A 23,817-nucleotide genomic window follows, 5' to 3' on the forward strand; every position below is an offset into this window, starting at 1 on the left:
TAATCAAGGAGTTGAGAAGTTTGAACACCGATGAACTCTTAAACTGGGTTTCTACAAACGATATAATTGAACGTGCTAAAAAAGCTTTTTGGTCATACATGGGAAATTTTAAAATGGAGGAGCCGGATGAGTATAGAGAGTTATTTAAAAATGTGGATTTGAAATTTTTAGATACAAATATTAGCAAAATAAGCTTAACAATTAGTTATAGATTTGACGAGCCGATTAGTTTTGTATCTGTTTTTATAGAAATTACTCATGAGGAAGAAGAGTTATGTATTTATGAGTCCTTATTTTCACTAGATGGGAGTGAGTTAGATGATTATTTAAGAATGACAAACTAGAAGAAGGATCTATATTTGGTGTGTGAAGGCTTATAGTTTCTCTGTTTTTCTAAATATGGAAGGGAAATTGGGCGGAGTTGCGAAATTTAAATCAGACATGGGTGCTAGACTTGAGATTGCGAAACAAAATGATGCCATTTACTCTCTATACTCAAATCCGCGGATTCCTCAAGCAAGTAAGGATTGGCTCACAAAAAAGGGAATTGGTTATAAGGAATTTTTAGATTAAAAGGAGAGATGATCCATGTCTGTCTCATCATCTATTGAAATATGCTTATCAAAGCAACTATCAGGAATGACTATTTTAAGCAAATTAGAAAAATACGGTTGGTCGTATAACGATCACGGACATGCAACTTTTCTGCCCATCGGTGACGATGATGACTATAGTTGGCAACACGTCAGTATTCCTAAAGAAGAGTTGTTTAAAATTCTAAGTACAAAGGAAAAGCAAAGAGAATTAATCGGAGTTGGAATGACTTGGAAGGATACGAATATAGGAGACACTTTTTTAATGAGTCCTGATATTAATCGTAAAGTTGTTGAAGTAGAGAGTTACAGTAATATAAATGATATAAATTGGTACATGACCAAATTGATCCCTGTGTTTGGTCCGTTATTTGAGTCAATTTCTTACCAAGAACATGTATAAGTTCTTTCACCTAATGAAACCTTGAGGCTAAACATCCTCAAGGTTGTTTTCTTATAAAAAATTAATCAGAATCTCTTTGCTTGCTATCCTTTGGCTTGAAACAAGGATGAGAATGTATGTTTTGGGAGAAAGGATTTTAGGTCTCAGGTTGTCCATTGAAACGAATATACGGGGCAGCAAGACGTATGCGTATGATGCGTTCAACCGGGTCCTTCGCCAGCAGGACGGAACGTCCACCACCCAAATGGTCTATGCGGCGCGTACCCTGACGATCACCGATGGGGAAAACAACCGTATTCGGGAGACCTACAATGTCATGGGCCAAGTGACCAAAAAGGAAGAACTCAAGGCCAGCGGCAACGTGATTTTGGCCACCTACACGTATGACAGCGTAGGCAACGTCATCTCCGTCACCGACGGAAACGGCAACCTGACCACGAATAGCTATGATGCCTTGTCCCGTCTCTCCTCGGTGACCGATGCCGAGAATAAAAAGACAAGTTATACGTACAATCTCGGTGATGACTTAACCAAAGTAACCTATGCAGACGGAAAAACTGTCCAGAAGCGTTATGATGAGATGGGACGTTTGCTCGTCCAGACCGATCCCCTGGGACAAGTCACGACCTATACGTATGATGCGAATGACAATGTGACGAAAGTGCTGGATCGCAAAGGGCAGGAACGCAGCTACGTATACAACAGCCGCAACTTCCTGCTGGAAAACCGGGCCAGTGACGGCACAATCTCATACACCTATGATGCTATGGGCCGGAGAACCGTTATGGGCGACCCTACGGGAAGTACTCAATATGCCTATACACCCGTTGGTGAACTGGAGAGTATCACGTATTCAGACGGAGCCACGCTGACTATGAGTTACGATGCCCGAGGAACACGTACGCGTCAGACCTTCCAGCAAGGCAGTTACACGCTCAATCTGGGTATGTCGTACAAGGGAGCTTCTGTACTTCCAGCATCGCTGAACTTAACCAATGGGAGTGGAACGACACTCGGCAGCTTCGCCTACACCTATCGGGGCAACAACACTCTGGCCCAACAAAGTACCGGGTCTGGCTGGAAAGAGACCTACATGTACAACGGACTGAATCTGATCGGGCTCACCCATACGTTCCAGGGAACAAACGGCCCGAGCTACAGCTATGCCTATGATAACAACCGAAATATTACGAGCAAAACGGATGAGGGGATCGCTTCCCAATTCACTTATGATAAGCTGAACCGCGTTCACACATCCAGCCCGTATCAGGAAACGTATACCTACGATGTGCGAGATAACCGGAGCGGTCTGGAAAGTGACCGGGAGTGGAACCCGCCTGTGCCAGCTTCTTACACTTACGATGCTCGCAATCAACTAACAGGTGCTACGGTTAACGCCCAGACGGTGAGCTACCGTTACAATGGTGACGGTCTGATGACTGAACGAAGTACGGGAGGTCAAACGACTCGGTACTACTACGATGATCGTGGACTACTGGTGGCCGAAGGCACGGTAAGCAGCACGGGAACGGCGCAAATCACGGTAGGTTACGTCTACGATGCCACTGGCAAACTGACCGCCCGGCAGATGGCCGGAGAGAGTCAACTCCAGTCCTATGTGACGAATGGACACGGGGATGTAACGGAAATCCGGGATGCGTCAGGCAATATATTAAACCGATACACATACGACATCTGGGGCAACCCGGAAATGACAGAGGAGACCGTCCCGAACGTCTTGCGTTATGCGGGGGAATATTGGGATGATGTCACGGGCCTACAGTATTTAAGAGCTCGTTGGTATGACCCGTCCACGGCTCGTTTCATCAACGAGGATACGGTGGAAGGGGAACTCACGAATCCGCTGAGTTTGAACCTGTATACGTATGTGGAAAATAATCCATTGATCTATGTGGACTCCAGCGGAGAGTCCAAAAGACCAGCAAAGAACTCCTTAGAGGGGTTGGGGGCAGGGAGTGGAAGTGCCAGTGCTGGCGCAGGTAGATCATCTGGAGGAGGTTTTGGTGGGGGCGGAAGTAAAGGTGGTTCCTCTGGTAGTAAGCCGTCAACATCAAACAAAGGACAATCGACTAAGGAGACGCCAAAATCTTCTGTTGTAAAAGAACTATCAAGAGCTATGAAAAAAAACCTTAAAACTTTGGACAACATAGTGAATAAGCACCTTACTGAAAAGGACTTCTCAGGAACTTTAAGGGATTTGCAAGGAAATCCTGTTCCGAAACCAGAAGGAGGATATTGGAACCATTTGCATGAGATGCAAAATTCTTATCAAGGATTAATCAAAATAAAACGTGGGCTCACAGGTTCTCTACAAAATCCTAATTTATCAGGCTCTGTTAAAAAAACTTTACAAGATGGTCTAGACAAAGCAAATAAATATTTGAAGAAAATTGAAGATTTGTTTGAACCTTTTGGAGGAATAAAATAATGAGAAAAACGATTAAAGAGATGTATGATCTTAAGCAAAGTACTCAAGAAGCCGAACAGGAATATGCTTTGGATACCTGGTACAACAGACTAATCAGTAAAACAGTTGAAGAGATTGACATAGGAGATACCTCTAGAATGTTGTCACAGAAAATTCTTGTTGAATTAGCGATACAAAAGGCTATAGAATTTTTAATAGATGATCCACAGGCCGGTGAAAAGTATGATGGTCAATTACTTGAGTTACTCCATTCTATTGACTTAAATGAATTTAAAGATCTGTCACAACTTAAACTCCTCCTACAAAAAATTAATAACAGCCTATTAGATTTAGAGTGGTTGGATGAAGAGGATAAAAAGGAATACAGTGAATTATTATGTGAATTTATGACAAAGGTCAATATGTGAAGTTTAGTGTATGACTAGTTATTATCCCCATGAAAGTCGCTAACTAGCGGCTTTTTTTTTGAGCATGGTTCAGATTACTATGGCATATGGTGCAACCGGTTATCCAATCGCCAGGCAGTTGGCTGGACGGAAACAGCTGCAGTATGTGACTAATGGCCACGGGGTCCGAGATGTATCTGGAAAAGGTATAGTATACGGCAGTCCACTCACAGTGAAGGAACGTTACCGAATGCCCTCCGTTATACAGGGGAATATTGGGATGAAGTGACAGGACTACAGTATTTGAGGGCACGCTGGTATGATCCGGCCACGGCACGGTTTATTAGTGAGGATACGGTTGAAGGGGAATCACGAATCCGCTGAGTTTGAACCTGTACACGTATGTGGAAAACAACCCATTGATCTATGTCGACTCCAGCGGAGAGTCCAAAAGACCGGCAAAGAACTCTTTAGAGGGGTTGGGGGCAGGGAGTGGAAGTGCCAGTGCTGGCGCAGGTAGATCATCTGGAGGAAGTTTTGGTGGGGGCGGAAGTAAAGGTGGATCCTCTGGTAGTAAGCCGTCGAGTTCAAGTAGTGGGCAGACGACTAAGGGGACGGGAAATGGTGGCCAGAAACCTAACGTGGCTGAACAGAATTTCAGCTCGAATTTTGATAAAAAAATAAAAAAGCATGCTCAAGATATCTATGAAACTTCAAGGGATTTAGGTATTCCAGTTAAAAAAGGAGATAAAGAAGGAATGAAAGATTTTGTTTCCTCAATTGTAAAGGACTCAAAAAATCTCGCTAATTCAAAACCTTTTGAATGGAATACAATTGAGTCAGTGAATGCTTATGTTAAGGGAGATGCAGTTGTTCTAGTCAATCGAAAAACAAACGAAATATTTACTTTTTTAAATAAAAAAGGAGACCGATTATCAAGTAAGTTAAAATCCGTATTAGATTTGATTGGAGAGTGAGGACGAATATGAACAACTATATAATATCTTTTACAAAAAAGTTTGATTATTTTTTTAAAAACAAAGAATTTTCAAATATTATTTATTTACATGATGAGGATGATCAGGAGAGACTAGACCATGTCCTATTCCTTGAAAAAGCCGATGGTAAAGTTATAGGGTTGTATATAAGAGGTATGAATCCGTTAATCTCAGTGAACAGAATTTATGATTTGGATGATTTCAATTTGTTTGCAAGTTATGAAGAATTAGTTGAATCTAAGGAGAATATTCAACTGAGAGTAGAGTATATATGTTTGTTTTTTAGCTCCGGATATAATGAACTTTTAGGTTTTTATTTATCGAATAACGATACATCTAGTTCTCTATTTGTATTATTTTTACAAGATGAGATTGATATGATAAAGAATTGTAGTAAGTCAGACGCTAGTAAGATCCTTAAAAATAAGTATTCGAGTAAAGGTTATATAACTTACGAAAAAAAGAGCGAGAGTGACTGGGAAGAGATGAAAATGGAATGTCAACAATAAATTGAACACAATTTTTCAATAGGAAAGTCTTGATTTTTTTTGTTGCCACCCAGGGCCGAATGAGCCCTATCATATCTGACCCATGTAATACTATTATCGGACTTTGGCACTTTGAAAATAATAACACCACAATTGGAGTTAACTGCCGTATTGTGGTGTGCTTTTACTTATGATTTTATCCTATAGGTAATAGGGGCAAGGAAATGACGAGCGAACGTCAACCAAATCTACGTAAGGAAAAATACATTTGCGATTAACGAAATTGTCTGACCGAAGTAGGTACGATGAAGGCAAGGTTCGCTTTCGCTAAATGGTGATGGGCTTATGGCAGAAGGTAAATCGGGCCAGACGAGAGAGCTTCCGTACAGTAGATCACCTATATGACGTAAGTGGAGAGCTTCAATCTCGGTAAGATCAGGTTGAGCCCGGATTGGAAAAATACTGGAAGAGAGGACACATGTTGTCATGTAGTTGAAAATGCAGCAGGTAAACACGCTGGATTGTTTATCTATTATGACAAGCTTAACCGCATCCACACATCCAGCCCGTATCAGGGAACGTATTGAACCGATACACCTATGACATCTGGGGCAACCCGGAAACAACAGAGGAAACCATCCCGAACGTCTTGCGTTATGCGGGGGAAGATTGGGATGATGTCACGGGCCTACAGTATTTAAGAGCTCGTTGGTATGACCCGTCCACGGCTCGTTTCATCAACGAGGATACGGTGGAAGGGGAACTCAAGAATCCTCTGAGTTTGAACCTGTACACGTATGTGGAAAACAACCCATTGATCTATGTAGACTTCAGCGGAGAGTCCAAAAGACCGGCAAAGAACTCTTTAGAGGGGTTGGGGGCAGGGAGTGGGAGTGCCAGTGCTGGCGCAGGTCGATCATCTGGAGGAAGTTTTGGTGGGGGCGGAAGTAAAGGTGGGGGTAGAGGAGGAAGTAGCAGCGGATCAAGTAGTAGTAAGCCATCGACTTCAAGTAGTGGACAGACGAGTCAAGGGACTGGAAAAATTAATAACGTCTACGACTCTATCAAAAAGGCTCCTAAGTATCCTGAAGGATTCAAAGGTGTTCAAAATGGAACAAAAAAAGTTAATGTTAATAATAAGGATGTTCTTGAACAATTAAGAAACGTAGAATCTGGGCAGTGGAAAAAAGTATATAAGGATGGTTACAATGCCAGCGGTAAAGAGGTGTCAATTCATTATTTTGAGAGTGCCTCAGGAAAGGTATTTGATGTTAAGGTTAAGTTTGGTTGGAGTAACAATTAAGGAGTGAAGAATAATATGGAATTGAATTTAAAAGTTTCTGATAAAGTTCAAATAGAAAGGATTGTATCAATTCTAGGATTAGGGATGCTAACTGCTCTTGAAGAGGGTGTGGTCAATCTCGAAGAGATAGAAGGATATTTGTTTAATCCATTTACAGTAGACATTTTAGAGAATATGGCCTTAGAGAATGCAGTAATAGAAATAATTAAATCTGGGTGTGAACTGGAAGATGTTGAGAGTTTAATACCGCAAAAATTACAATCTACTATTTCAGGGCTTAAGGAGGATACTATCAACACATTAAGACAGTTACCGACTCCAAACATACCCACTGAAAAACTATTTAAATGATAGGTCTCAAGGCGGTTTCTCAAATTAGTATCAATAATAAAGATTTATAGTAAACCATCATATAAAGGGATTCTGATTGGCCTAATGCCAGTTGGAGTTCCCTTTCTTGTGAATTAATCCTTAATTACTTCAGATAATAGTATATACTCACAAAATTCCTGATGTTATTAAAACCATTAGGTGTATTTATGTATATAAAATAAAAATAAATTACAATTTGGCATCGATCTGATCCTTCAGAAAAAATACATTTGCGATGAACGAAATCATCTGACCGAAGTGAATACAGAAGAAGGCAAGGTTCGCTATCACTAAATGGTGATGGGCTTATGGTAGAAGGAATAGGCCTGGATGGAACGAAGACCTGATATTACTATAATGACCTACAGCTGCTTATTGTAGAAGGTATAATCGGGCCAGACGACAGGGTATCCGTAAAGTAGGTTACCAGTATGACACAGGTTGTCATGTAGTTGAAAATGCAGCAGGTAAACACGCTGGATTGTTTATCTATTATGACAAGCTGAACCGCATCCACACATCCAGCCCGTATCAGGGAACGTATTGAATTGATACACCTATGACATCTGGGGCAACCCGGAAACAACAGAGGAAACCATCCCGAACGTCTTGCGTTATGCCAGAGAGTATTGGTATGAAGTGACGGGACTACAGTATATAAGAGCTCGTTGGTACGTTCCGCCCACGGCTCGTTTTATCAACGAGGATACGGTTGAAGGGGAACTCACGAATCCCCTGAGTTTGAACCTGTATACGTATGTGGAAAATAATCCATTGATCTATATAGACTCCAGCGGAGAGTCCAAAAGACCGGCAAAGAACTCTTTAAAACGACGGGAACTAATTCATCTTCTGTAACAGTAAGGTATGGAAATAGTACTTCGAGTGTTTATCGTGGAGGTAAAACATTTGAAGTAAAAACGAACGAAGTCAAGCTGGACAAGAAAACTGGATTAGTCAAAACAACACATGGAGTATCCTTGGATACCAATCCTGGTACTGTTTCTAAATTCGGTGGAGCTTATAAAATTGAAAGTATTCCTGATGGTTTAAAGATCATTCAACGGGGGAGTAGACTAGAACATTTTGAGATAGTTCCCGCGTATGATATGTCACTTAAAATGTATCAGGACTTATTGAATCTAATTAAGGTATCACCGGTAAAATAATTGGAGGTAGGATCATGGATGAGATCAAAGTTTTTTTTCTTGAGGACACGGAATTAGCGGAATATGAAGCAATTAGTAAAGGGTATAGAAATGATGTCATTGTTACTGTCTCAGACATTTTATACCGTGTTCACGTATATGATATCGTAAGACTTCAACAGGATTTCGAATCAGAGTTGGATAATTACGGGTACTATTCAATTGAATCAAATTTAGTATTAGTGAAAGAAGTAAGTAAAGAGAATATTCAATTAACGATTAAGGCGCTATATGAGCAAAAATATTTTGAAAATTTAAAACCTATTGATAAAAGTAGTGTCGGTGATTTTTTTTAAAAATAACAATTTGTATGTTGCGATAAATAAACCTTGTTAGTTTTTTCCTCGCAAGGTTTATTTAAAATATCACCAATGATACGAATAAATAAAATAGCGTTGCGCGAGATACTGTCTATACTCAAACTTTCAGATTCCTCAAGCAACTAAGGATTGGCTCTCAAAGAAGGGAATTGGTTTTAAGGAATCCTTAGATTAAGAGAAGAGATGATCGATGTCTGTCTCATTATCTATTGAGATGTGCTTATCAGGGCAACTATGAGAATACCTATTTTAAGCAAATTAAGTGCTCGTTGGTATGATCCTTCAACCGTATCCTCGTTTTATCAACGAGGATACGGTTGAAGGGGAACTCACGAATCCGCTGAGTTTACATTTGTACACGATGTGGAAAAGAACCCGTTGATCTATGTAGACTCCAGCGGAGAGTCCAAAAGACCTGCAAAGAACTCTTTAGAGGGGTTTGGGGGCAGGGAGTGGAAGTACCAGTGCTGGCGCAGGTAGATCATCTGGCGGAGGTTTTGGTGGGGGCGGAAGTAAAGGTGGAAGTGGATCGGCTGGTAGTAAGCCCAAGCCATCGACTTCAAGTAACGGGCAACCGAGTCAAGGATCAGTTAAGGCTATCAACGTTTCTGAATCTAAAATGTATCAACTTGGTAATTATTTCAACAAACACGGAAGGGGATGGGGTATGAATCTAAAAAAGCCTATGATGTAGCAGCTAAAGAATTCGCTACAAAAAATCAAAACAACCCTAAGTCTAGTATTGTTGAAGGAACTTGGAACGGTTCAGGGTCGTTAAATGGAACAACTCAACGAGCAATAACTTATGATAGGAAAACAGTTATTATTGATATTAAATCAGGCCAAGTAATTGACTTCTTCGTAGGTAAGGAATCAAAGGTATAAATATTATAAAATTACAATAAAGAGGTGGGTCGCGTTGTCAGAAAAAATTATCAACAGTAAGTGTATGGGGCGTTATCAGCTTGGGTGGACTATGGAAGATTTGAAAAAAGAAATTTATGGGAATTTCACAGAAGAATCTTTGGAAAATCATTACACTCTAACTACGGAGAACTTGAAGTTCTGGATATTAAAAAAGAGAGAGGTTATATCGCAAATAATGGCTTTCGGTTCTTATTCCGGCAAATTCTTAGAATGTATAGGGATAGGCAATAACATGCTAGATTTAAGCCGGATTGGTCTCAGGTATAATAAAGAAGATTATGTATATACACTTCAAGATTATCCTGGAATTTGTTTTGAGCTTGAGGATATTGACGAATGGAATGAACTCACTGCGCCAATAGAGTATATTTCAATATTTAATGTTTAGCAAAGAATGATATTTTGAGAAATAAAGCTTACTTAGGTTTGTGAAAAGTCTTGAATATTGCTGAAGAGTCCCCCTTGGAATAGACATTGGGAAAAAAACTAGGTTTAAACGATAAAATTTGAAGTGTACCCTGAGGAGTGTTTTTATGGCAAGGTTACAATGCAAATGTGGTGCAACATTATCTAACTCAAAAGCACCTAATGACGTTGAGTTAAGAGTATATACCGACAAAGAGTGGGATAACATTATAAATTTAGGGAACGCAATTGACCCAGTAACAATACCATTTCCTCGATATGATGTATGGAGATGTTTAAACTGTGAGAGAATTTATGTTTTTGATGAGGATACTGTAATAAAAACATATATGTTGGAGAGCAACGATTAGAATAGTGAGAATACCTCTTTACTGAATAAGCTATATACCTTAACGACCATCTGCTCAAAGCAGGTGGTCGTTTAATTAATGTAACCTATGCAGATGGAATACCGTCCAGAAGCGTTATGATGAGATGGGACGTATACTCGTCCAGACCGACCCCTGGGACAAGTCACGACCTATACGTATGATGCGAATGACAATGTGACAAAAGTGCTGGATCGCAAAGGGCAGGAACGCACCTACGTATACAACAGCCGCAACTTCCTACTGGAAAACCGGGCCAGTGACGGCACGATCTCATACACCTATGATGCTATGGGCCGGAGAACCGGTATGGCGACCCTACGGGAAGTACTCAATATGCCTATACACCCGTTGGTGAACTGGAGAGCATCACGTATCCAGACGGAGCCATGTTGACGATGAGTTACGATGCCCGAGGAGCACGTACTCGTCAGACCTTCCAGCAAGGCAGTTACACGCTCAACCTGGGCATGACGTACAAAGGAGCCTCGGCGCTTCCGGCATCCCTCAGCTTGACGAGCGGCAGCGGAACGGCTCTCGGCAGCTTCGCGTATACGTATCGGGGCAACAATAGTCTGGCCCAACAAAGTGCCGGGTCCGGGTGGAAGGAAGTCTATACCTACGACGGCCTGAACCTGAAGGAACTCACGCATGCGTTTAATGGTACAAACGGTCCGAGTTACAGCTATACCTATGATAACAACCGAAATATCACGAGCAAAACGGATCAGGGAATCGCTTCCCAATACAAATACTTCAGGAGGCGTCGAACATTGGGGAATAAAAGGTAAGGGTGGAGTATTTAGTTGGAGGCTGAAAATCAAATCTGAAGCAAGTACAAGAGAAGGCTTAAAAGCAGGAAGTAATCAGCCTCGTTTTGATGCAAGATTAGATGATAAGGGATCATATATCAATCCTTTTACTGGTGAAATGGGTGGTCGAAGCATAGGTACACGTATTCCCCTTGGGAGCTGATAAGTTTGAATAAAAAGATTCTGATGGAAATCTTGTTATATCCTAAAACAAGTGATGCAGAGAAAGATGATGCAGTAATTGACTTGGTAATTAATTTCCAAGATGATGAGACAATCGATTTTCTAATTAATGTTTCAAACGATAATTGCTATGATGAAATGGTAGTGGCAAGTTGTGGCGAGTCTTTAGCACACATTTGGATTAAGAACGAACAAATTAATTATGAAAAAGTATTAGTTCTAAAAGGTGTTGCTTCAGCGGAAGCAATCTCATTAATTCAAGCACAACGCACTGATTGGTATAGAGACTATTCAAAGATGAATCAAATTTAGGGATGAGAAGGCCCTGAAGGTTCACCTTTAGGGCTTTTTTGAAAGTAGTCAATTTGTTTGTGTTTTTATATATATTTTACTATTGAGAGTAGAGAAACTAAAGTAATTTGTAAGTGCTGATGTTTGTGATACCGCGCTAATAAACGTTGTACATAAGGCATCAAAATAACTCCAGCTGCTCCGGTCCTTCTTCCTTCTCCGGTTCAGTACGGTCAGGGAAAGGCTTCACCGGCTGATCCAGCAGGTCCATCATCATCTGGGCATTCGCCGCTGCATCGCCACCGGAGTTGTTGTTGAAAATAACATAGACATCCTTGCTCTGCTCCTGCAATTGCTCCAGATACCCTTTCCACTCCAACAATTCTTCCTTGTTGTAACGGTATAAATAACGGGTCTCGCGCCAATTAGGCGCACCATTCTGATGCCACCCGGACACATTGCGTCCGTGCATACGCACCAGCGTCATCTCGGAATCCGTCGCCTGTGGCACGATGGGGATAGAACCGAGACCTGCCTGAGGTTCGTCACAGACGCTGTGAATCCAGCCTTGCTCTTTCAGGAACGCAAGCGTCCGCTCGCGCATGTCACCTTCATACCAACTGCGATGACGGAATTCGAGGGCACATGGAATACCTTCCATTCTCAGTTTCACTTCACGAAGCTCTTTCACGTTGTCTTTATTGCACTCAAACCAAGGTGGATATTGAAACAAGGCTGCTTGCATCTTGCCGGCTTCAATGACGGGTTCCAGTGATTCCCGAAAAGCCTTATACATCTCCGACGTGCTGGTGAAGTAGGGCTTGCCCCGCAGATGTCCGGTCATTCCCTGATAGGCTTTGATGATAAAAGCAAAGGATTCGGGCGTCTCTGCAGCCCATCGTGCCATTCGATCCCGCGGCTGAACGGCGTAGAAGGAACTATCCACCTCCACGGTGGAGAAGTATTGTCCGTATAGACTAAGCTTGTCTTTGGCTTTGGTACGGTTTGGATAGAGATCTTCCTGATCTCCCCATCCGGTAAGTCCGATGCGAATCATAAGAACACCTCCTGTTGCTTATAGTTAACCGATTCGCAGGGGCATGCGTATGTCTAACATTATATCGTGTGCATTTTAGCTCTTCAATGTTGGAAACTTACTGGGATTTTTTGAGTTTGCAGAATAAAGACGTTACAATACATTAAAGCTAGGGGAAATGATCAGGCCTGTACAAAGCGTACTACAGATAGAGGGCCGATGACCAAGTGGAGGGCGAGATGTAATGACGGAATGGTATAAAAAAAGTTTTGGAGAAGATTATCTTCTCGTATACAAGCACCGGGATGTGCAGGGTGCCTATCAGGAAGTACATAAAATGATCAATTGGTTGAAGCTTGAGCCCAATGCTGAAGTATTGGATCTCTGCTGCGGTATGGGACGGCACTCCATGGCACTTGCTGACGCAGGATACCAGGTGACTGGAATCGACCTGTCCGATGTGCTTCTACGTGAAGCGCGCATAATGGACACCGAACACCAAGTATCGTGGTGTCTTGCGGACATGCGTGAACTCCCGCTAAAAGGCGGCTTTGACGCTGTAGTCAATCTGTTCACATCGTTTGGTTATTTCCTGGAGGACGGAGAACAACTGAAAGTATTATGTGCCATTCATCGCATGCTTCGCCCGGGTGGCAGCTATATTATTGATTTTATGAATACGGCTTATGTGACTCGTCATCTGGTGCCGCACTCCGTCCGAGAGGATGAAGGGCAGCGGATCGAGGAGTATCGCAAGATTGAGGAAGGATTTGTGCAAAAGGAAATTCGCATTACGGATACCACATCCGGACATGAACCGCGGGTATATCAGGAGCGTGTGAAGTTGTACACACGGGATCAACTGAGTCAGATGTTAAGTGCAGCTGGACTCCGGGTAGATCAGGTTCATGGCGGCTATGATGAAGAGAAATATGACGAGCAGACTTCTCCGCGCATGATTTTTGTGGGTCGTCGTCCTTTGGAGTGAACAGAGACCGTCAGGAAGGGGGATAACATGAAGCGAACAGAAGAGATGTCCATGACAGAGGGCATACACCGGGTCAAGATCAGCATGTCGTTTCCCTTACGATGGGTGAACAGTTATGTGTTATCAGAACCGGATGGGAAGATAACCATTATAGATCCGGGACCGCGTAATTCGGAAACAGAACAGGAGTGGAGTGAAACGCTGGGAGATCTAGGCCTGACCTTTAGTGATATTCGTCAAATTGTACTGACCCACCATCACCCCGATCATCTTGGGTTGTCGGGTTGGATGCAACAGATGACGGGGGCACCCGTTCGAATGTCCACACGCTCCTGCCAAGAGGCCGATTATATGTGGGGACCTGATTCACACATCAATACAATATTACCTGATTATTATGGTCGTCATGGTATGCCGGAAGACAAGACTGAGCAGATACATGAACATATGAAGGCATTTACTTCGCAGATCACACCACTTCCAAATGTGACACCCATTGAAGATGGCGAGTGGCTTAGTATGGGCGGGAAACGTTGGGTTGCTGTGGAGACGGGTGGACATGCCCCAGGCCATTTATCCTTTTATGCGCCGGAGTCCATGGAGATTCTGTGCGGAGATGCAGTTTTGCCACAGATTTCACCGAATATTAGTCTGCAACCCGGCAGTGATCTTCAGCCATTATTATCTTATATGGAAGGATTGCAACGTCTTGGGGAGCTGAATGTCAAGCAGGCGTATCCAGGACATCGGAATCCTTTTGCCCAGTTCAGCGAACGGACAGTACAACTGCTCGCTCATCACGAGGAACGTCTCCAGAAGATGACGGAGCGAATTCAGGAGTCACCTGCGAATGCGTATGACATCTGTGTACACATGTTTGGCAATCGGCTCGGCACCCATCAACTGCGGTTCGCCATGAGTGAGACGTTAGCCCATCTGCAGGAGTTAATTCGACGAGAAGTAGTGAAGCAGGAGCAGCAACCGGATGGTACGTTCTATTTTCAAATCTAAACGGAATGATGATATCGATATGAAATGATAATGCGATCTTATATAGAGGCTCGGGACAGGAAGTTCACCTGTTCTGGGCCTTTTTAGCCTCTCTTAACGGTTCATTCATCTATTTTTAAGCCAGCGCGCCTATGATACATCTATGAACTTCGATACATCTATGAACTTCGCTAAAGAAAGCAGGGAAGAGCGATGACCAGAAGAAAACGGAATCAATGGAGAAAATGGCAAGCTTCAGCGGCAGCAACGTTGACTGTGGCTGCACTCTTTCAATATGTAAGAACTTCGGATGCCTTTGATGTGGCCTATGCAGCAGCGAATGGCACAGATACAAGCGTTACTGCTTCAAGCCAAGTGGATACGCATGATGATGTGATGGATGAATGGATCAACAGTACAACGGACAGCAACAACTGGAACACGCAGGACAATGACAATAATGATAGTCAATATAATGGAACATCCGATAGCACACAAGCAGCTCGGCCAGATCAGAGCGTGAGTAACAAGGGGAATTATTCAGATTCTCAGCGTTTCGGACAAAATAACCAGGGTACAGACTCCGGATACACCAGTGGCAACTATCAGTCACGTACAGGTGCGTCATGAGCCGCACGGAGCAAGTTGCTCGTCCGCTCCGTTTTCAATTCCGTGCGATGAACACGGATGTTGAAGTGCAACTGTCCGCTGGGCGGGAAGAAGCTGAACATGCAGCAACCGTGGTGAAGAATTGGTTTGAGACGCAGGAGCAGCGTTTCAGCCGATTTGTGGCAGACAGTGAACTAAATCGTCTGAATGCTTCAATCGGATGGATGCCCATCTCCGCTGCGATGGATGAAGTTTTGAGTTTGGCCTATGGATATATTGGACTGACTGAAGGGATTTTTCAACCGGGTATCTCCCAGGCTCTTCAGGCTTCGGGATATGATCTAAGTTTCGAGAAGGTGCAGCAACGACAATTGCAACGTCCGTTGCTTGAACGCATACTGCGAACAAAAACGCCTGAATGTTCAGGGATGACAGAAGATCGATATGACCACAGTCGTCCGAGCTGGATTCAGCGGGAAGGTAGCCGGATGGTTCATCTGGACCCCGGAGCTGAGTTGGACCTGGGAGGCATTGTTAAGGGCTGGGCAGTGGAGCGTATCGCAGACTGGTTGCAGCGAACGTTGCATATTCCGGCGGGGTTGATTAACGCGGGTGGAGATATTCAAGTATGGGGCTCACCAGACCATTCCCAGTGGACCTTGCAAGTAGCAGATCCTTTGCAGAATCAGGGTGCTGTGTCGGGAGCGATCCGTTTACAGCGAGGAGCTGTTGCCACTTCGGGTATTTCCCGCAGACAATGGCAGAATACGGACGGAAGCTTTGCACATCACCTCATTGACCCCCGGACGATGGAGCCGGCAGATACGGACGTATTGCAGTGTACCGTTATGGGACAGCATGCTTCGCAATGCGAGATCATTGCCAAGACGGTCTGCATTTTGGGTAGTGCCGAGGCGGTGGGCTGGTTAAACCGACATTACGATCGGCATGACGTCCTGTGGATGACACGGGATGGGAGTATTTATTTTAGAGGGAATACGGATACGCTCGCTGAGCATTGGCCCGGTTTTGATCCGGATCATCGCTTCAGTCTGATCTAGGACAAGTCTAACAGATATGGGGGAGCCGGTTATGGCACAATGGATTGTAGATTACCTGCCGACGTGGAATATCATTCGAATTAGTGGAATTGCTGCTTATGTGCTGCTCTTTGCCGGTGTGTTTCTGGGCATTGCGCAAGGGATGCCTATGGCCAAAGGCAAACCAAAAGCAGCCATGTTCAAATGGCATACCCGAACGACCTGGCTCGCCTTCGGACTTGGACTCGTGCACGCATTAACGTTATATATTGATCATTACAGCCCATTTACCTGGGGAGAACTTCTGATTCCTTTTACCGCCTCCGTGCATCCGATCGGCAGTGGTCTGGGAACGTTAGCCTTCTACGGATTAGTGATTGTCCTGTTATCCAGTGATCTGCGGAACAAGCTGGGCCGTAAATGGTGGTTCATGTTCCACATGTTGTCCTATCCGGTGTTCATTGGTCTGCTGGTTCACGGCATGGTGACGGGAATAGATTCTGGCAATATCATCATGCGGATGATGTATGTATTTACCGGACTCAGCATTCTCGGTATCACCGTGCTGCGTGGCATGTTGAGAGAACGCAAAGGCCCGGAAATCACGATTGGACCGAAACGTGCAACATCTGGTTCACCTTCCGAGCAGAATTGGGTTGAAGGTTTTGGTTTGGTGGGAACGGTACGACCTAAACATCTGAAATAATAAAATGTGGATTATCATCCAATATGTATCGTTACACATGCAAAGAAGCGGCCATCAGGCCGCTTTTTCCATGAACAGTTATTTTATTGAACAGTCATTTCACGAAGCATCCATACACATGTCCAATGTTCTACATAGCTTCAGGTATGAAACGAGTTACGGATTATACAGCGTCATCACTAACAGGTTTTTCTCCCAGTGCTTCTTCAAGCTCGGATTGTTTGCGATGGGCGATCCGACTGCTCGCTGCTGATGCAATCGCACCGACAATATCATCGAAGAACGTGTGGACAGGGCCCAGGCTCTTGTCATTCAGTCGTTCAAGCACCCCTGGTTTCAGCTTGTCCACATAACCATAATTCGTAAATCCAATGCTGCCATATACATTGACGATGGAGAATGCCAAAATCTCATCCACGCCATACAGTCCTTCATCGTTCTCAATCATCTCCTGCAAAGGAGATATGAGCTGCCCCTGTTCTGCCAGAATATCAAGCTGAATCCCGGTCAGAACAGCGTTCTGTACCTCTCGTTTACGGAGAACCATCTCCACATTTTCGATACATTCTTCCATCGTAAGACCTGGATAATATTTTTGCTGCAATAACATGACCAGCTCTGCGATCTCAGGGATCGTGACGCCCCGCTTATGCAGCCATTCCCTTGTGGCCTCCGCGACCTTGCGGCTATTCAGGCTGTAAGGGATTTTTTCTTGCTCAGGGTGTTCCATGGGCGATTCCTCCTCTGAAGTTAGCAATGTCCCTACTCTTGCTTCCTAATACGTTATTAACCTGTTTTACGTTTCTTTATTATCTTTTAGTTATTTTTTGGACAAAGGCTCGTATACATGGTAGTACAAACTGTAAAAATGATGAGGGGGAACGTGATCATGAGAAAGATCCAATCTTTGCGTACGGTATCGGCAGCTGCGCTGCTGAGCATTCCTATGGTGTTGTCAGGTTGTGGCATGTTTGGAGCACAGTCTTCCGAAGCTGTTGATCCACCACCGCCTATTCAGGAAGCAGCCATGATTCAGGCAGCCGAAGGGAATGGGGCACTCGCAATGCTCCCATTAACGACGGTATATCTGCAAGACCAGCAGGGGCTGCTCGCTCCTGTATCCCTGACCCTTCCTTCTGGAACAGATGCTAGCAGTCCAAAGACAGCTCTGGATACACTTGTCACAGGCGGGGCCTATTCGGGTATGCTGCCTGAAGGATTCCAGGGCGTTCTCCCGCAGGGAACGGTTGTGCAGAATGTAACGATTCACGCGGATGACAAGCTGGCGGTCGTTGAGTTCTCGGGTAATTTTGCCAAGTATGATGCGAAGGAAGAACGGAAAATGCTAGAAGCTGTCACGTGGACATTAACGGGAACGCCTGATGTGGAGAATGTGCAGATCTGGGTGGATGGCAAAAAGTTAACGCAAATGCCGGTGAACAGCACGCCGTTGCCTGAACCGCTGAATCGGGCTGTGGGAATCAATCTGGATCTGGGCGATACGTTTGTGACGAACAGCAGCCCGGTCACGGTCTATTTCTCCGCTGCTTCTCCAGCAGGCATCCAATATTATGTTCCGGTGACACGTCTGGTTACACCTGGTGAAGATCGTGTGCAGGCAGCATTGAATGAACTGATCAAGGGACCTGACAAAGGCGGCGAACTGGAAGAGGTCATGACAGGCGGAACGGAGCTGCAATCGGTCAAAACGGCAGAGGATGGCACGGTAACGGTTGCCTTGAAAGATGATATGTTTGCCGAAGGGGATATCGTGCCAAGCGAGCTGTTACAGTCCGTCGTATTAACGACTGCAGAAAATACAGCCAGCAAGGATGCCAAAGTGCAGATCGAATGGAATGGCCAAAAAACGGTTATGGGTGACGACAACAGGGATTACAGTGCGCCGGTTTCCAAGCCTGAATATATCAACGAAATTCCGATTTAATGAACGAAGAATGCTTAAGGATGCTTTTAACCGAACTCTTTGGTAAAATATAAGGGATTCGTAAAATACGTGTTCAAAAAGATCGGTTTTCAGTACCGAGAAGATGGGATGAAGCTAGAAATGGAGTAGCGGAGCGTAGGCAAACTACGTGAGCAACTACAATGTTTCCGAAGGAAACAACCTTCGTAAGCTTATGCTTATTCGGCTTGAATTCCATATTCGATGCTGATGATGCCTTAAGGCATCTTTCGTAATCAAAAGCGAGCTTTTTGAACAATCTCTAAAAGTGTGAATAAGTTCAACATTACAGGATGCTTAAGTCGTAGGAGGCAGAAAATATGAGATCAAACGGACGAACCAGCGAACAGCTGCGCCCGCTGAATTTAACAGTGAACACGAATAAATACGCCGAGGGCTCTGTACTGATTGAAGTTGGAGATACAAAGGTGATCTGTACAGCTACAGTAGAGGAACGTGTACCTCCCTTTATGAAAGGGCAGGGTAAAGGCTGGGTAACAGCTGAATATTCCATGTTGCCACGTGCAACACATACCCGGAACCAACGTGAAGCCAATCGCGGCAAATTAACTGGACGCACCATGGAAATCCAGCGTCTGATTGGTCGGGCACTGCGCTCGGTAGTTAATCTGCAGGCTCTTGGTGAGCGTACGATTACCCTGGACTGTGATGTTATTCAAGCTGACGGAGGCACACGCACAACGTCCATTACCGGTGCGTTTGTAGCGCTGGCGCTTGCCGTGAACAAGATCTCCCAACAGCACAAACTGCAAGTGTTCCCGATTACGGATTTCATTGCCGCAGTAAGTGTGGGTGTTGTGGGTGAACAGCCTGTACTGGATCTGAACTATGATGAAGATTCCAAAGCCAAGGTAGACATGAACCTGGTGATGACAGGCGGCGGTAAATACGTCGAGCTTCAGGGAACAGGTGAGGAAGCACCATTTGATCGCCGTGAGCTGAACGCCATGTTGGAACTGGGCGAACAGGGAATTCTGGAGATGATCGAGCGTCAAAAAGAAGTGCTAGGACCGATTGCGCTCAAGATCGGCGCGCGTGGATTAGGGGAAGCGTAAGATGAGTTTGGACAGCCCAATCCTCATTGTTGCAACCCGCAATGCGGGTAAAGTCCGTGAATTCGCTCATGCTTTCGCACCGCTTGGCAAAGAGGTTAAGAGCATGTTTGACTATCCGGAGCTGCCGGATGTGGTAGAAGATGGCGTAACGTTTGCGGAAAATGCCTGGAAGAAAGCCAAAGCGGTTGGTGATGCGCTGGGTTTGCCCGTTCTGGCAGACGATTCAGGACTTTGCGTAGATCTGTTGGACGGGGAGCCAGGAGTGTATTCAGCGAGATATGCAGGCGAAGGAGCAACGGATGCACAGAATAATGCGAAGTTGCTGGAGACGCTGGAATCGTTGAAATCCGGTGAGGACACCGAGCAGCCGCTACTAAGTCCGGCTCGTTTCGTTTGTGCGCTGGTCCTGTACGATCCGACAACAGGTGATAAGTATGAATCGGAAGGCACTGCGGAAGGCTGGATTACGGCTCAAGCTGCAGGTGCTGGCGGCTTTGGATATGACCCGCTATTCTATGTACCTGAATACGAGATGACGATGGCAGAGCTGACGCTCGAGCAAAAGCAGGCGATTAGCCACCGCGGTCATGCGCTGAGAGCGCTTGTATCCAGACTTGAAGGCTAAGACTAAACGAAACATTTTGATTTAACATAATGATATGTGAACATCAAAGCGTTAATGGAAGGACAGAAGCATTCCGAATGGAATGGTTCACCCGCCATTAACGCTTTTTCTATGAAATGAAGTGTTGAGTCGGATTTGGGAAGGTCCATCTATATACCTAAAGAGGATTGCTATTTCTGCGACTATATTAGAGAACGTATGTTCCTGTACCTACATTCAAAATGGTTCACATTGCACGATTGGGAATCTCATTGGGACTGGAGTTGGAAGAAGTTGCAAGCCTTGTGTGGTATGGGTTAACATTCAAATTAACGAATCATATATGAACCTTAAACGGAGGGATCTACTCATGCAAGAAGTGAAGCTTGTTGTATCCTACGATGAATATGAGGACGGCATTCGTATGGAAAAATTAATTAAGGATTTGGCAGCTAAACCGGAGGCCAGCTCACTGGAAAGTCTGGTCATCGGAGATTGGGGACAGGCTTATGAAAATTCGCCTGACGAGTTCATAGGCACGCTCGTCGAGTCAGCTCCAAGCTTTCCGTCATTGAAGAAACTGTTCATCGGGGATATGGGATACGAAGAGTGTGAAGTGTCGTGGATTATTCAGACGAATCTTACCCCGTTGTTGGGTGCTTTTCCAGAATTAAAATCATTCTCGGTCATGGGCAGTAGCGGCCTTAGTCTGGAACCACTCGAGCATGCCAAGCTCGAAGAGTTGATTATTATTTGTGGTGGTCTGCCGAAAGATGTATTATCTTCAATCACCCATGCCAAGTTGCCTGAATTGCGTAAACTGGAACTGTATCTGGGTGTAGATAATTATGGTTTCGATGGTTCACTTGAAGATGTGCTTCCCCTTTTGGAACAAGGGTTATTTCCAAAGCTGGTTTACTTGGGTCTGAAAGACAGTGAAATTCAGGATGAGATTGCGAAAGCAGCAGCTAAAGCACCTATTCTGGATCAACTTGAAGTACTGGATCTATCGCAAGGGACGTTATCCGATGAAGGGGCTGAGGCGTTGCTTGCCAGTGACAAGATCAAGAAACTAAAACATCTCGATCTAAGTTACCATTACATGACCAATGAAATGATCAGTCGCTGGAACCAATCTGGTATATCCGTAGATGTTAGCGACCAGCAACAGAGCGATGAGGATGACTGGCGTTACCCGTCGTTAACGGAATAGAAATGTCAGATGTAAAGGAAATGAAAGAAAGCCGGCATCAACCAGTAGATGTACCTGATCCAACACGAAATCAGCCCTTATTATTGATTGGAAACCCTAATAACCGACGAACTCAAGGGATGCAAGAGGCTAGGCATAGATTGGGCTTGAAACCTGCGGTTGTACTGTCATATGCACAATTGCTTCAGAACTGGAGACACGGCGGAACGATCGCTGATACAGTTGATTCCAATCTGTCTGTACCCCTGATTCGAATTGATGCTCCTGGCGAGGATTGGGAAGTAGAGCGTGAGCTGCTATTCCTTGGAGCTATGAACGATACGTTAGCCTTAACGGATGGAATAGGTGCAGAAGCATTTTCCGCAGAACAGGCACTTGCGCTGGAACAGGACTGGGGAAGAATCTACGCTCCTGCCCAGTGGTTCCGTGGCTGGAAAGCATGTCTGGATCGAATCGGCCGTGAGTCTCGGGAAATATGGCCTGAAGTCCGATTTATGAATGATCCCGCCGATATCCAATTGATGTTTGACAAGAGAACATGTCAGCAGCATCTATCTTCACATGGAGTTGATGTACCTCCGGCGCTTCAATCTTCGCAGCCAATCCGCAATTATATGGACCTGCGTAGCTCAATGAAGTCTGCCGAGATGCATCGTGTGTTTGTGAAGCTTGCGTGCGGCTCCGGGGCTTCAGGAGTTGTTGCCTATCAAGTCAATCCCCGAACGGGTGATGAAATCGCTGTAACAACGATGGGGATGGAACAGAGACAGGGCAAGACGATTTTCTTCAATGAAGGACGTCTACGCAAGTATACCCGCAGTGAAGAGATTGCTACGCTGATGAACTGGTTATGTGCAGAAGGTGCACAGATTGAACGATGGATGCCAAAAGCCACGCTTGATCAGCGGGCCTATGATATTCGCCAACTGATTGCAGGTGGACAGGCAGGTCACGCGATTATGCGGCTGAGCCGTACCCCGATTACCAATCTGCATCTGCGCAATGAGCGTATGCTACCTGCTGAAGCAGGGCTGGATGAACAGCGGATGTCGCTGGTACGGTCGGCAGCGCAAGCAGCCATGTCTGCATTTCCCAACTCGTGGTCAGCCGGGATTGATGTGATGCTTACGAGTGGTTCGAATCCGCGTGCCTATGTGCTGGATGTGAATCCCTTTGGAGATTTGTTATACAGGGTCGAGCATCATGGCCTCGGAACCTATGAGTGGGAAATGGAACTTTTACGAAAGGAGCCTATTCAACATGCCTGATATGAACACCATTGTGGGCTCCCATGATCTGTTAATGATTACGCTGGATACGTTACGCTATGACGTAGCCAAGCTGGAAGAGGAGAATTGTCCTAATCTGTGTGGTTCGGGTCCGTGGGAGAAGCGTCATACCCCAGGCAGTTTTACATATGCGGCGCACCATGCTTTTTTTGGTGGTTTTATGCCGACTCCTGCCAATACAGATAAGGCATCTCATGTAAGGCTATTTCATTCCCGAAATACTGGGCTCAAAACACATCCGCACACCTGGCTGTTTGATACACCGGATATCGTATCCGGGTTAGCAGCTGAAGGTTACCGTACCCTCTGTATTGGCGGCGTCATCTTTTTTACGAAAAAAAACCCGCTTGCGAAAGTATTGCCTGGCTATTTCCAACAGAGCTACTGGCGAATGAACTTTGGGGTAACCAACCCCAAATCAACAGAACATCAGGTACAACATGCATTAAAGCTACTTGAACAGACAGCGTCGGATGAAAAGATATTTATGTTTTTGAACGTGTCTGCCATTCATGGCCCCAATCGTTACTTTGTAGAAGGGGCTAAGGAAGACTCGGTGGAGACTCAACGGGCTGCACTTCGATATGTAGACGAGGCTCTTGGGCCATTGTTCGAGGCGATGCGAAAACGCGCCCGCCCTGCGTATTGCCTGGCTTTTTCCGATCATGGTACAGCTTACGGTGAAGACGGGTATCAAGGACACCGGCTTGCACATGATGTCGTCTGGACGGTGCCTTACCGTGAATTTTTAGTATAGAATGTATTGATCTTATGAG

31 protein-coding genes are annotated in these 23,817 nt (G+C 44.8%); 29 read left to right on the plus strand and 2 right to left on the minus strand.

Features of this window, described 5'->3' with window-relative positions; translation table 11 throughout:
* The first annotated feature begins 20 nt into the window (after positions 1–20).
* The 18 genes from D829_RS0129665 (at position 21) to D829_RS0129745 (ending at position 11,548) form a co-directional block, all read left to right on the plus strand.
* A complete protein-coding gene (locus D829_RS0129665; protein ID WP_017692550.1) occupies positions 21–344 on the plus strand; it encodes a hypothetical protein in 324 nt (107 codons plus the stop codon).
* A 244-nt stretch (positions 345–588) separates the two neighbouring features.
* Positions 589–996 (plus strand): hypothetical protein, encoded by a 408-nt coding sequence (locus D829_RS0129675; RefSeq protein ID WP_017692552.1) that lies wholly within the window; start codon positions 589–591, stop codon positions 994–996.
* Between the two features lie 121 nt (positions 997–1,117).
* Positions 1,118–3,445, plus strand: a complete 2,328-nt coding sequence (locus D829_RS32180) for a polymorphic toxin type 28 domain-containing protein (RefSeq protein ID WP_193748516.1) — start codon at positions 1,118–1,120, stop codon at positions 3,443–3,445.
* On the plus strand, positions 3,445–3,852 hold the full coding sequence (locus tag D829_RS0129685; protein ID WP_017692553.1) for a contact-dependent growth inhibition system immunity protein: 408 nt from the start codon (positions 3,445–3,447) through the stop codon (positions 3,850–3,852). Before D829_RS32180 ends, D829_RS0129685 begins: the two co-directional genes overlap by 1 nt.
* A 264-nt stretch (positions 3,853–4,116) precedes the next feature.
* Positions 4,117–4,215 (plus strand): hypothetical protein, encoded by a 99-nt coding sequence (locus tag D829_RS34210; protein WP_241230839.1) that lies wholly within the window; start codon positions 4,117–4,119, stop codon positions 4,213–4,215.
* A 35-nt stretch (positions 4,216–4,250) separates the two neighbouring features.
* A complete protein-coding gene (locus D829_RS32185) occupies positions 4,251–4,808 on the plus strand; it encodes a hypothetical protein (protein ID WP_017692554.1) in 558 nt (185 codons plus the stop codon).
* An 8-nt stretch (positions 4,809–4,816) separates the two neighbouring features.
* Positions 4,817–5,338 carry a hypothetical protein gene (locus D829_RS0129695; protein ID WP_017692555.1) on the plus strand — a complete coding sequence of 174 codons (522 nt, stop codon included), beginning with the start codon at positions 4,817–4,819 and terminating at the stop codon, positions 5,336–5,338.
* Positions 5,339–5,900: 562 nt separating this feature from the next.
* The gene (locus D829_RS33940) at positions 5,901–6,620 is read left to right on the plus strand and encodes an RHS repeat-associated core domain-containing protein (RefSeq protein ID WP_026081496.1); all 720 of its coding nucleotides are present in this window, start codon (positions 5,901–5,903) and stop codon (positions 6,618–6,620) included.
* A 15-nt stretch (positions 6,621–6,635) separates the two neighbouring features.
* Positions 6,636–6,971, plus strand: a complete 336-nt coding sequence (locus tag D829_RS32190) for a DUF3969 family protein (protein WP_017692556.1) — start codon at positions 6,636–6,638, stop codon at positions 6,969–6,971.
* A gap of 585 nt (positions 6,972–7,556) precedes the next feature.
* Positions 7,557–7,850 (plus strand): RHS repeat-associated core domain-containing protein, encoded by a 294-nt coding sequence (locus tag D829_RS33170; RefSeq protein WP_081595128.1) that lies wholly within the window; start codon positions 7,557–7,559, stop codon positions 7,848–7,850.
* 325 nt (positions 7,851–8,175) lie between these two features.
* A complete protein-coding gene (locus tag D829_RS0129715; protein ID WP_017692558.1) occupies positions 8,176–8,496 on the plus strand; it encodes a hypothetical protein in 321 nt (106 codons plus the stop codon).
* A gap of 476 nt (positions 8,497–8,972) precedes the next feature.
* Positions 8,973–9,191: a hypothetical protein gene (locus D829_RS0129720; protein WP_017692559.1), complete on the plus strand. Its 219-nt coding sequence runs from the start codon at positions 8,973–8,975 to the stop codon at positions 9,189–9,191.
* Positions 9,181–9,405 carry a hypothetical protein gene (locus tag D829_RS0129725; RefSeq protein WP_017692560.1) on the plus strand — a complete coding sequence of 75 codons (225 nt, stop codon included), beginning with the start codon at positions 9,181–9,183 and terminating at the stop codon, positions 9,403–9,405. The genes D829_RS0129720 and D829_RS0129725 overlap by 11 nt, the downstream gene beginning before the upstream one ends.
* A 34-nt stretch (positions 9,406–9,439) precedes the next feature.
* Positions 9,440–9,835 carry a hypothetical protein gene (locus D829_RS0129730; RefSeq protein ID WP_017692561.1) on the plus strand — a complete coding sequence of 132 codons (396 nt, stop codon included), beginning with the start codon at positions 9,440–9,442 and terminating at the stop codon, positions 9,833–9,835.
* A 145-nt stretch (positions 9,836–9,980) separates the two neighbouring features.
* Positions 9,981–10,223, plus strand: coding sequence for a hypothetical protein (locus tag D829_RS0129735; protein WP_017692562.1), 243 nt, complete (start codon positions 9,981–9,983; stop codon positions 10,221–10,223).
* Positions 10,224–10,376: 153 nt separating this feature from the next.
* Positions 10,377–10,637 (plus strand): RHS repeat protein, encoded by a 261-nt coding sequence (locus tag D829_RS33175; protein WP_081595129.1) that lies wholly within the window; start codon positions 10,377–10,379, stop codon positions 10,635–10,637.
* Positions 10,638–10,639: 2 nt separating this feature from the next.
* Positions 10,640–11,032, plus strand: coding sequence for a hypothetical protein (locus tag D829_RS0129740; protein WP_026081497.1), 393 nt, complete (start codon positions 10,640–10,642; stop codon positions 11,030–11,032).
* Positions 11,033–11,221: 189 nt separating this feature from the next.
* Complete coding sequence (locus D829_RS0129745) at positions 11,222–11,548, plus strand: hypothetical protein (protein WP_017692563.1); 327 nt, start codon at positions 11,222–11,224, stop codon at positions 11,546–11,548.
* A 160-nt stretch (positions 11,549–11,708) separates the two neighbouring features.
* On the opposite strand, the gene D829_RS0129750 is transcribed toward D829_RS0129745, so the two are convergent.
* Complete coding sequence (locus D829_RS0129750; protein ID WP_017692564.1) at positions 11,709–12,584, minus strand: DUF72 domain-containing protein; 876 nt, start codon at positions 12,582–12,584, stop codon at positions 11,709–11,711.
* A 223-nt stretch (positions 12,585–12,807) separates the two neighbouring features.
* Between D829_RS0129750 and D829_RS0129755 the strand changes: the two genes are divergently transcribed.
* The 5 genes from D829_RS0129755 (at position 12,808) to D829_RS32205 (ending at position 16,896) form a co-directional block, all read left to right on the plus strand.
* Entirely contained in the window at positions 12,808–13,551 is a 744-nt protein-coding gene (locus D829_RS0129755) for a class I SAM-dependent methyltransferase (RefSeq protein WP_017692565.1), read from the plus strand.
* Between the two features lie 27 nt (positions 13,552–13,578).
* A complete protein-coding gene (locus tag D829_RS0129760) occupies positions 13,579–14,562 on the plus strand; it encodes an MBL fold metallo-hydrolase (RefSeq protein WP_017692566.1) in 984 nt (327 codons plus the stop codon).
* Positions 14,563–14,754: 192 nt separating this feature from the next.
* The gene (locus tag D829_RS0129765; RefSeq protein WP_017692567.1) at positions 14,755–15,171 is read left to right on the plus strand and encodes a hypothetical protein; all 417 of its coding nucleotides are present in this window, start codon (positions 14,755–14,757) and stop codon (positions 15,169–15,171) included.
* Complete coding sequence (locus tag D829_RS32715; RefSeq protein WP_017692568.1) at positions 15,168–16,211, plus strand: FAD:protein FMN transferase; 1,044 nt, start codon at positions 15,168–15,170, stop codon at positions 16,209–16,211. The genes D829_RS0129765 and D829_RS32715 overlap by 4 nt, the downstream gene beginning before the upstream one ends.
* 31 nt (positions 16,212–16,242) lie before the next feature.
* Complete coding sequence (locus tag D829_RS32205; protein WP_017692569.1) at positions 16,243–16,896, plus strand: ferric reductase-like transmembrane domain-containing protein; 654 nt, start codon at positions 16,243–16,245, stop codon at positions 16,894–16,896.
* A 163-nt stretch (positions 16,897–17,059) separates the two neighbouring features.
* Here D829_RS32205 and D829_RS0129780 read toward each other — a convergent pair whose 3' ends face one another.
* Positions 17,060–17,626: a phosphatidylglycerophosphatase A gene (locus tag D829_RS0129780; RefSeq protein ID WP_017692570.1), complete on the minus strand. Its 567-nt coding sequence runs from the start codon at positions 17,624–17,626 to the stop codon at positions 17,060–17,062.
* Between the two features lie 159 nt (positions 17,627–17,785).
* On the opposite strand from D829_RS0129780, the gene D829_RS0129785 reads away from it, so the two are divergent.
* From D829_RS0129785 to D829_RS0129810, 6 genes are all read left to right on the plus strand, one after another.
* Complete coding sequence (locus tag D829_RS0129785) at positions 17,786–18,841, plus strand: GerMN domain-containing protein (RefSeq protein WP_017692571.1); 1,056 nt, start codon at positions 17,786–17,788, stop codon at positions 18,839–18,841.
* Between the two features lie 338 nt (positions 18,842–19,179).
* The gene (gene rph / locus D829_RS0129790) at positions 19,180–19,935 is read left to right on the plus strand and encodes a ribonuclease PH (RefSeq protein WP_017692572.1); all 756 of its coding nucleotides are present in this window, start codon (positions 19,180–19,182) and stop codon (positions 19,933–19,935) included.
* A gap of 1 nt (position 19,936) precedes the next feature.
* Positions 19,937–20,560 (plus strand): XTP/dITP diphosphatase, encoded by a 624-nt coding sequence (locus D829_RS0129795; protein WP_017692573.1) that lies wholly within the window; start codon positions 19,937–19,939, stop codon positions 20,558–20,560.
* 349 nt (positions 20,561–20,909) lie between these two features.
* A complete protein-coding gene (locus D829_RS0129800; protein ID WP_017692574.1) occupies positions 20,910–21,752 on the plus strand; it encodes an STM4015 family protein in 843 nt (280 codons plus the stop codon).
* A gap of 20 nt (positions 21,753–21,772) precedes the next feature.
* Positions 21,773–23,020, plus strand: coding sequence for an STM4014 family protein (locus D829_RS0129805; protein ID WP_026081498.1), 1,248 nt, complete (start codon positions 21,773–21,775; stop codon positions 23,018–23,020).
* A complete protein-coding gene (locus D829_RS0129810; RefSeq protein WP_017692576.1) occupies positions 23,013–23,798 on the plus strand; it encodes an STM4013/SEN3800 family hydrolase in 786 nt (261 codons plus the stop codon). The genes D829_RS0129805 and D829_RS0129810 overlap by 8 nt, the downstream gene beginning before the upstream one ends.
* Positions 23,799–23,817 lie beyond the last annotated feature (19 nt).

Origin of the sequence: Paenibacillus sp. PAMC 26794 (assembly GCF_000316035.1) — a bacterium.
GTDB lineage: Bacteria > Bacillota > Bacilli > Paenibacillales > Paenibacillaceae > Paenibacillus.

Excerpts from the sequence above, each read along its gene's own strand:
- D829_RS0129675 (WP_017692552.1), top strand. The coding sequence starts at position 589 with ATGTCTGTCTCATCATCTATTGAAATATGCTTATCAAAGCAACTATCA.
- D829_RS0129685 (WP_017692553.1), top strand. The coding sequence starts at position 3,445 with ATGAGAAAAACGATTAAAGAGATGTATGATCTTAAGCAAAGTACTCAA.
- D829_RS0129695 (WP_017692555.1), top strand. The coding sequence starts at position 4,817 with ATGAACAACTATATAATATCTTTTACAAAAAAGTTTGATTATTTTTTT.
- D829_RS32190 (WP_017692556.1), top strand. The coding sequence starts at position 6,636 with ATGGAATTGAATTTAAAAGTTTCTGATAAAGTTCAAATAGAAAGGATT.
- D829_RS0129715 (WP_017692558.1), top strand. The coding sequence starts at position 8,176 with ATGGATGAGATCAAAGTTTTTTTTCTTGAGGACACGGAATTAGCGGAA.
- D829_RS0129725 (WP_017692560.1), top strand. The coding sequence starts at position 9,181 with ATGGGGTATGAATCTAAAAAAGCCTATGATGTAGCAGCTAAAGAATTC.
- D829_RS0129735 (WP_017692562.1), top strand. The coding sequence starts at position 9,981 with ATGGCAAGGTTACAATGCAAATGTGGTGCAACATTATCTAACTCAAAA.
- D829_RS0129740 (WP_026081497.1), top strand. The coding sequence starts at position 10,640 with ATGAGTTACGATGCCCGAGGAGCACGTACTCGTCAGACCTTCCAGCAA.
- D829_RS0129750 (WP_017692564.1), bottom strand. The coding sequence starts at position 12,584 with ATGATTCGCATCGGACTTACCGGATGGGGAGATCAGGAAGATCTCTAT.
- D829_RS0129755 (WP_017692565.1), top strand. The coding sequence starts at position 12,808 with ATGACGGAATGGTATAAAAAAAGTTTTGGAGAAGATTATCTTCTCGTA.
- D829_RS0129760 (WP_017692566.1), top strand. The coding sequence starts at position 13,579 with ATGAAGCGAACAGAAGAGATGTCCATGACAGAGGGCATACACCGGGTC.
- D829_RS0129765 (WP_017692567.1), top strand. The coding sequence starts at position 14,755 with ATGACCAGAAGAAAACGGAATCAATGGAGAAAATGGCAAGCTTCAGCG.
- D829_RS32715 (WP_017692568.1), top strand. The coding sequence starts at position 15,168 with ATGAGCCGCACGGAGCAAGTTGCTCGTCCGCTCCGTTTTCAATTCCGT.
- D829_RS32205 (WP_017692569.1), top strand. The coding sequence starts at position 16,243 with ATGGCACAATGGATTGTAGATTACCTGCCGACGTGGAATATCATTCGA.
- D829_RS0129780 (WP_017692570.1), bottom strand. The coding sequence starts at position 17,626 with ATGGAACACCCTGAGCAAGAAAAAATCCCTTACAGCCTGAATAGCCGC.
- D829_RS0129785 (WP_017692571.1), top strand. The coding sequence starts at position 17,786 with ATGAGAAAGATCCAATCTTTGCGTACGGTATCGGCAGCTGCGCTGCTG.
- rph (WP_017692572.1), top strand. The coding sequence starts at position 19,180 with ATGAGATCAAACGGACGAACCAGCGAACAGCTGCGCCCGCTGAATTTA.
- D829_RS0129795 (WP_017692573.1), top strand. The coding sequence starts at position 19,937 with ATGAGTTTGGACAGCCCAATCCTCATTGTTGCAACCCGCAATGCGGGT.
- D829_RS0129800 (WP_017692574.1), top strand. The coding sequence starts at position 20,910 with ATGCAAGAAGTGAAGCTTGTTGTATCCTACGATGAATATGAGGACGGC.
- D829_RS0129805 (WP_026081498.1), top strand. The coding sequence starts at position 21,773 with ATGAAAGAAAGCCGGCATCAACCAGTAGATGTACCTGATCCAACACGA.
- D829_RS0129810 (WP_017692576.1), top strand. The coding sequence starts at position 23,013 with ATGCCTGATATGAACACCATTGTGGGCTCCCATGATCTGTTAATGATT.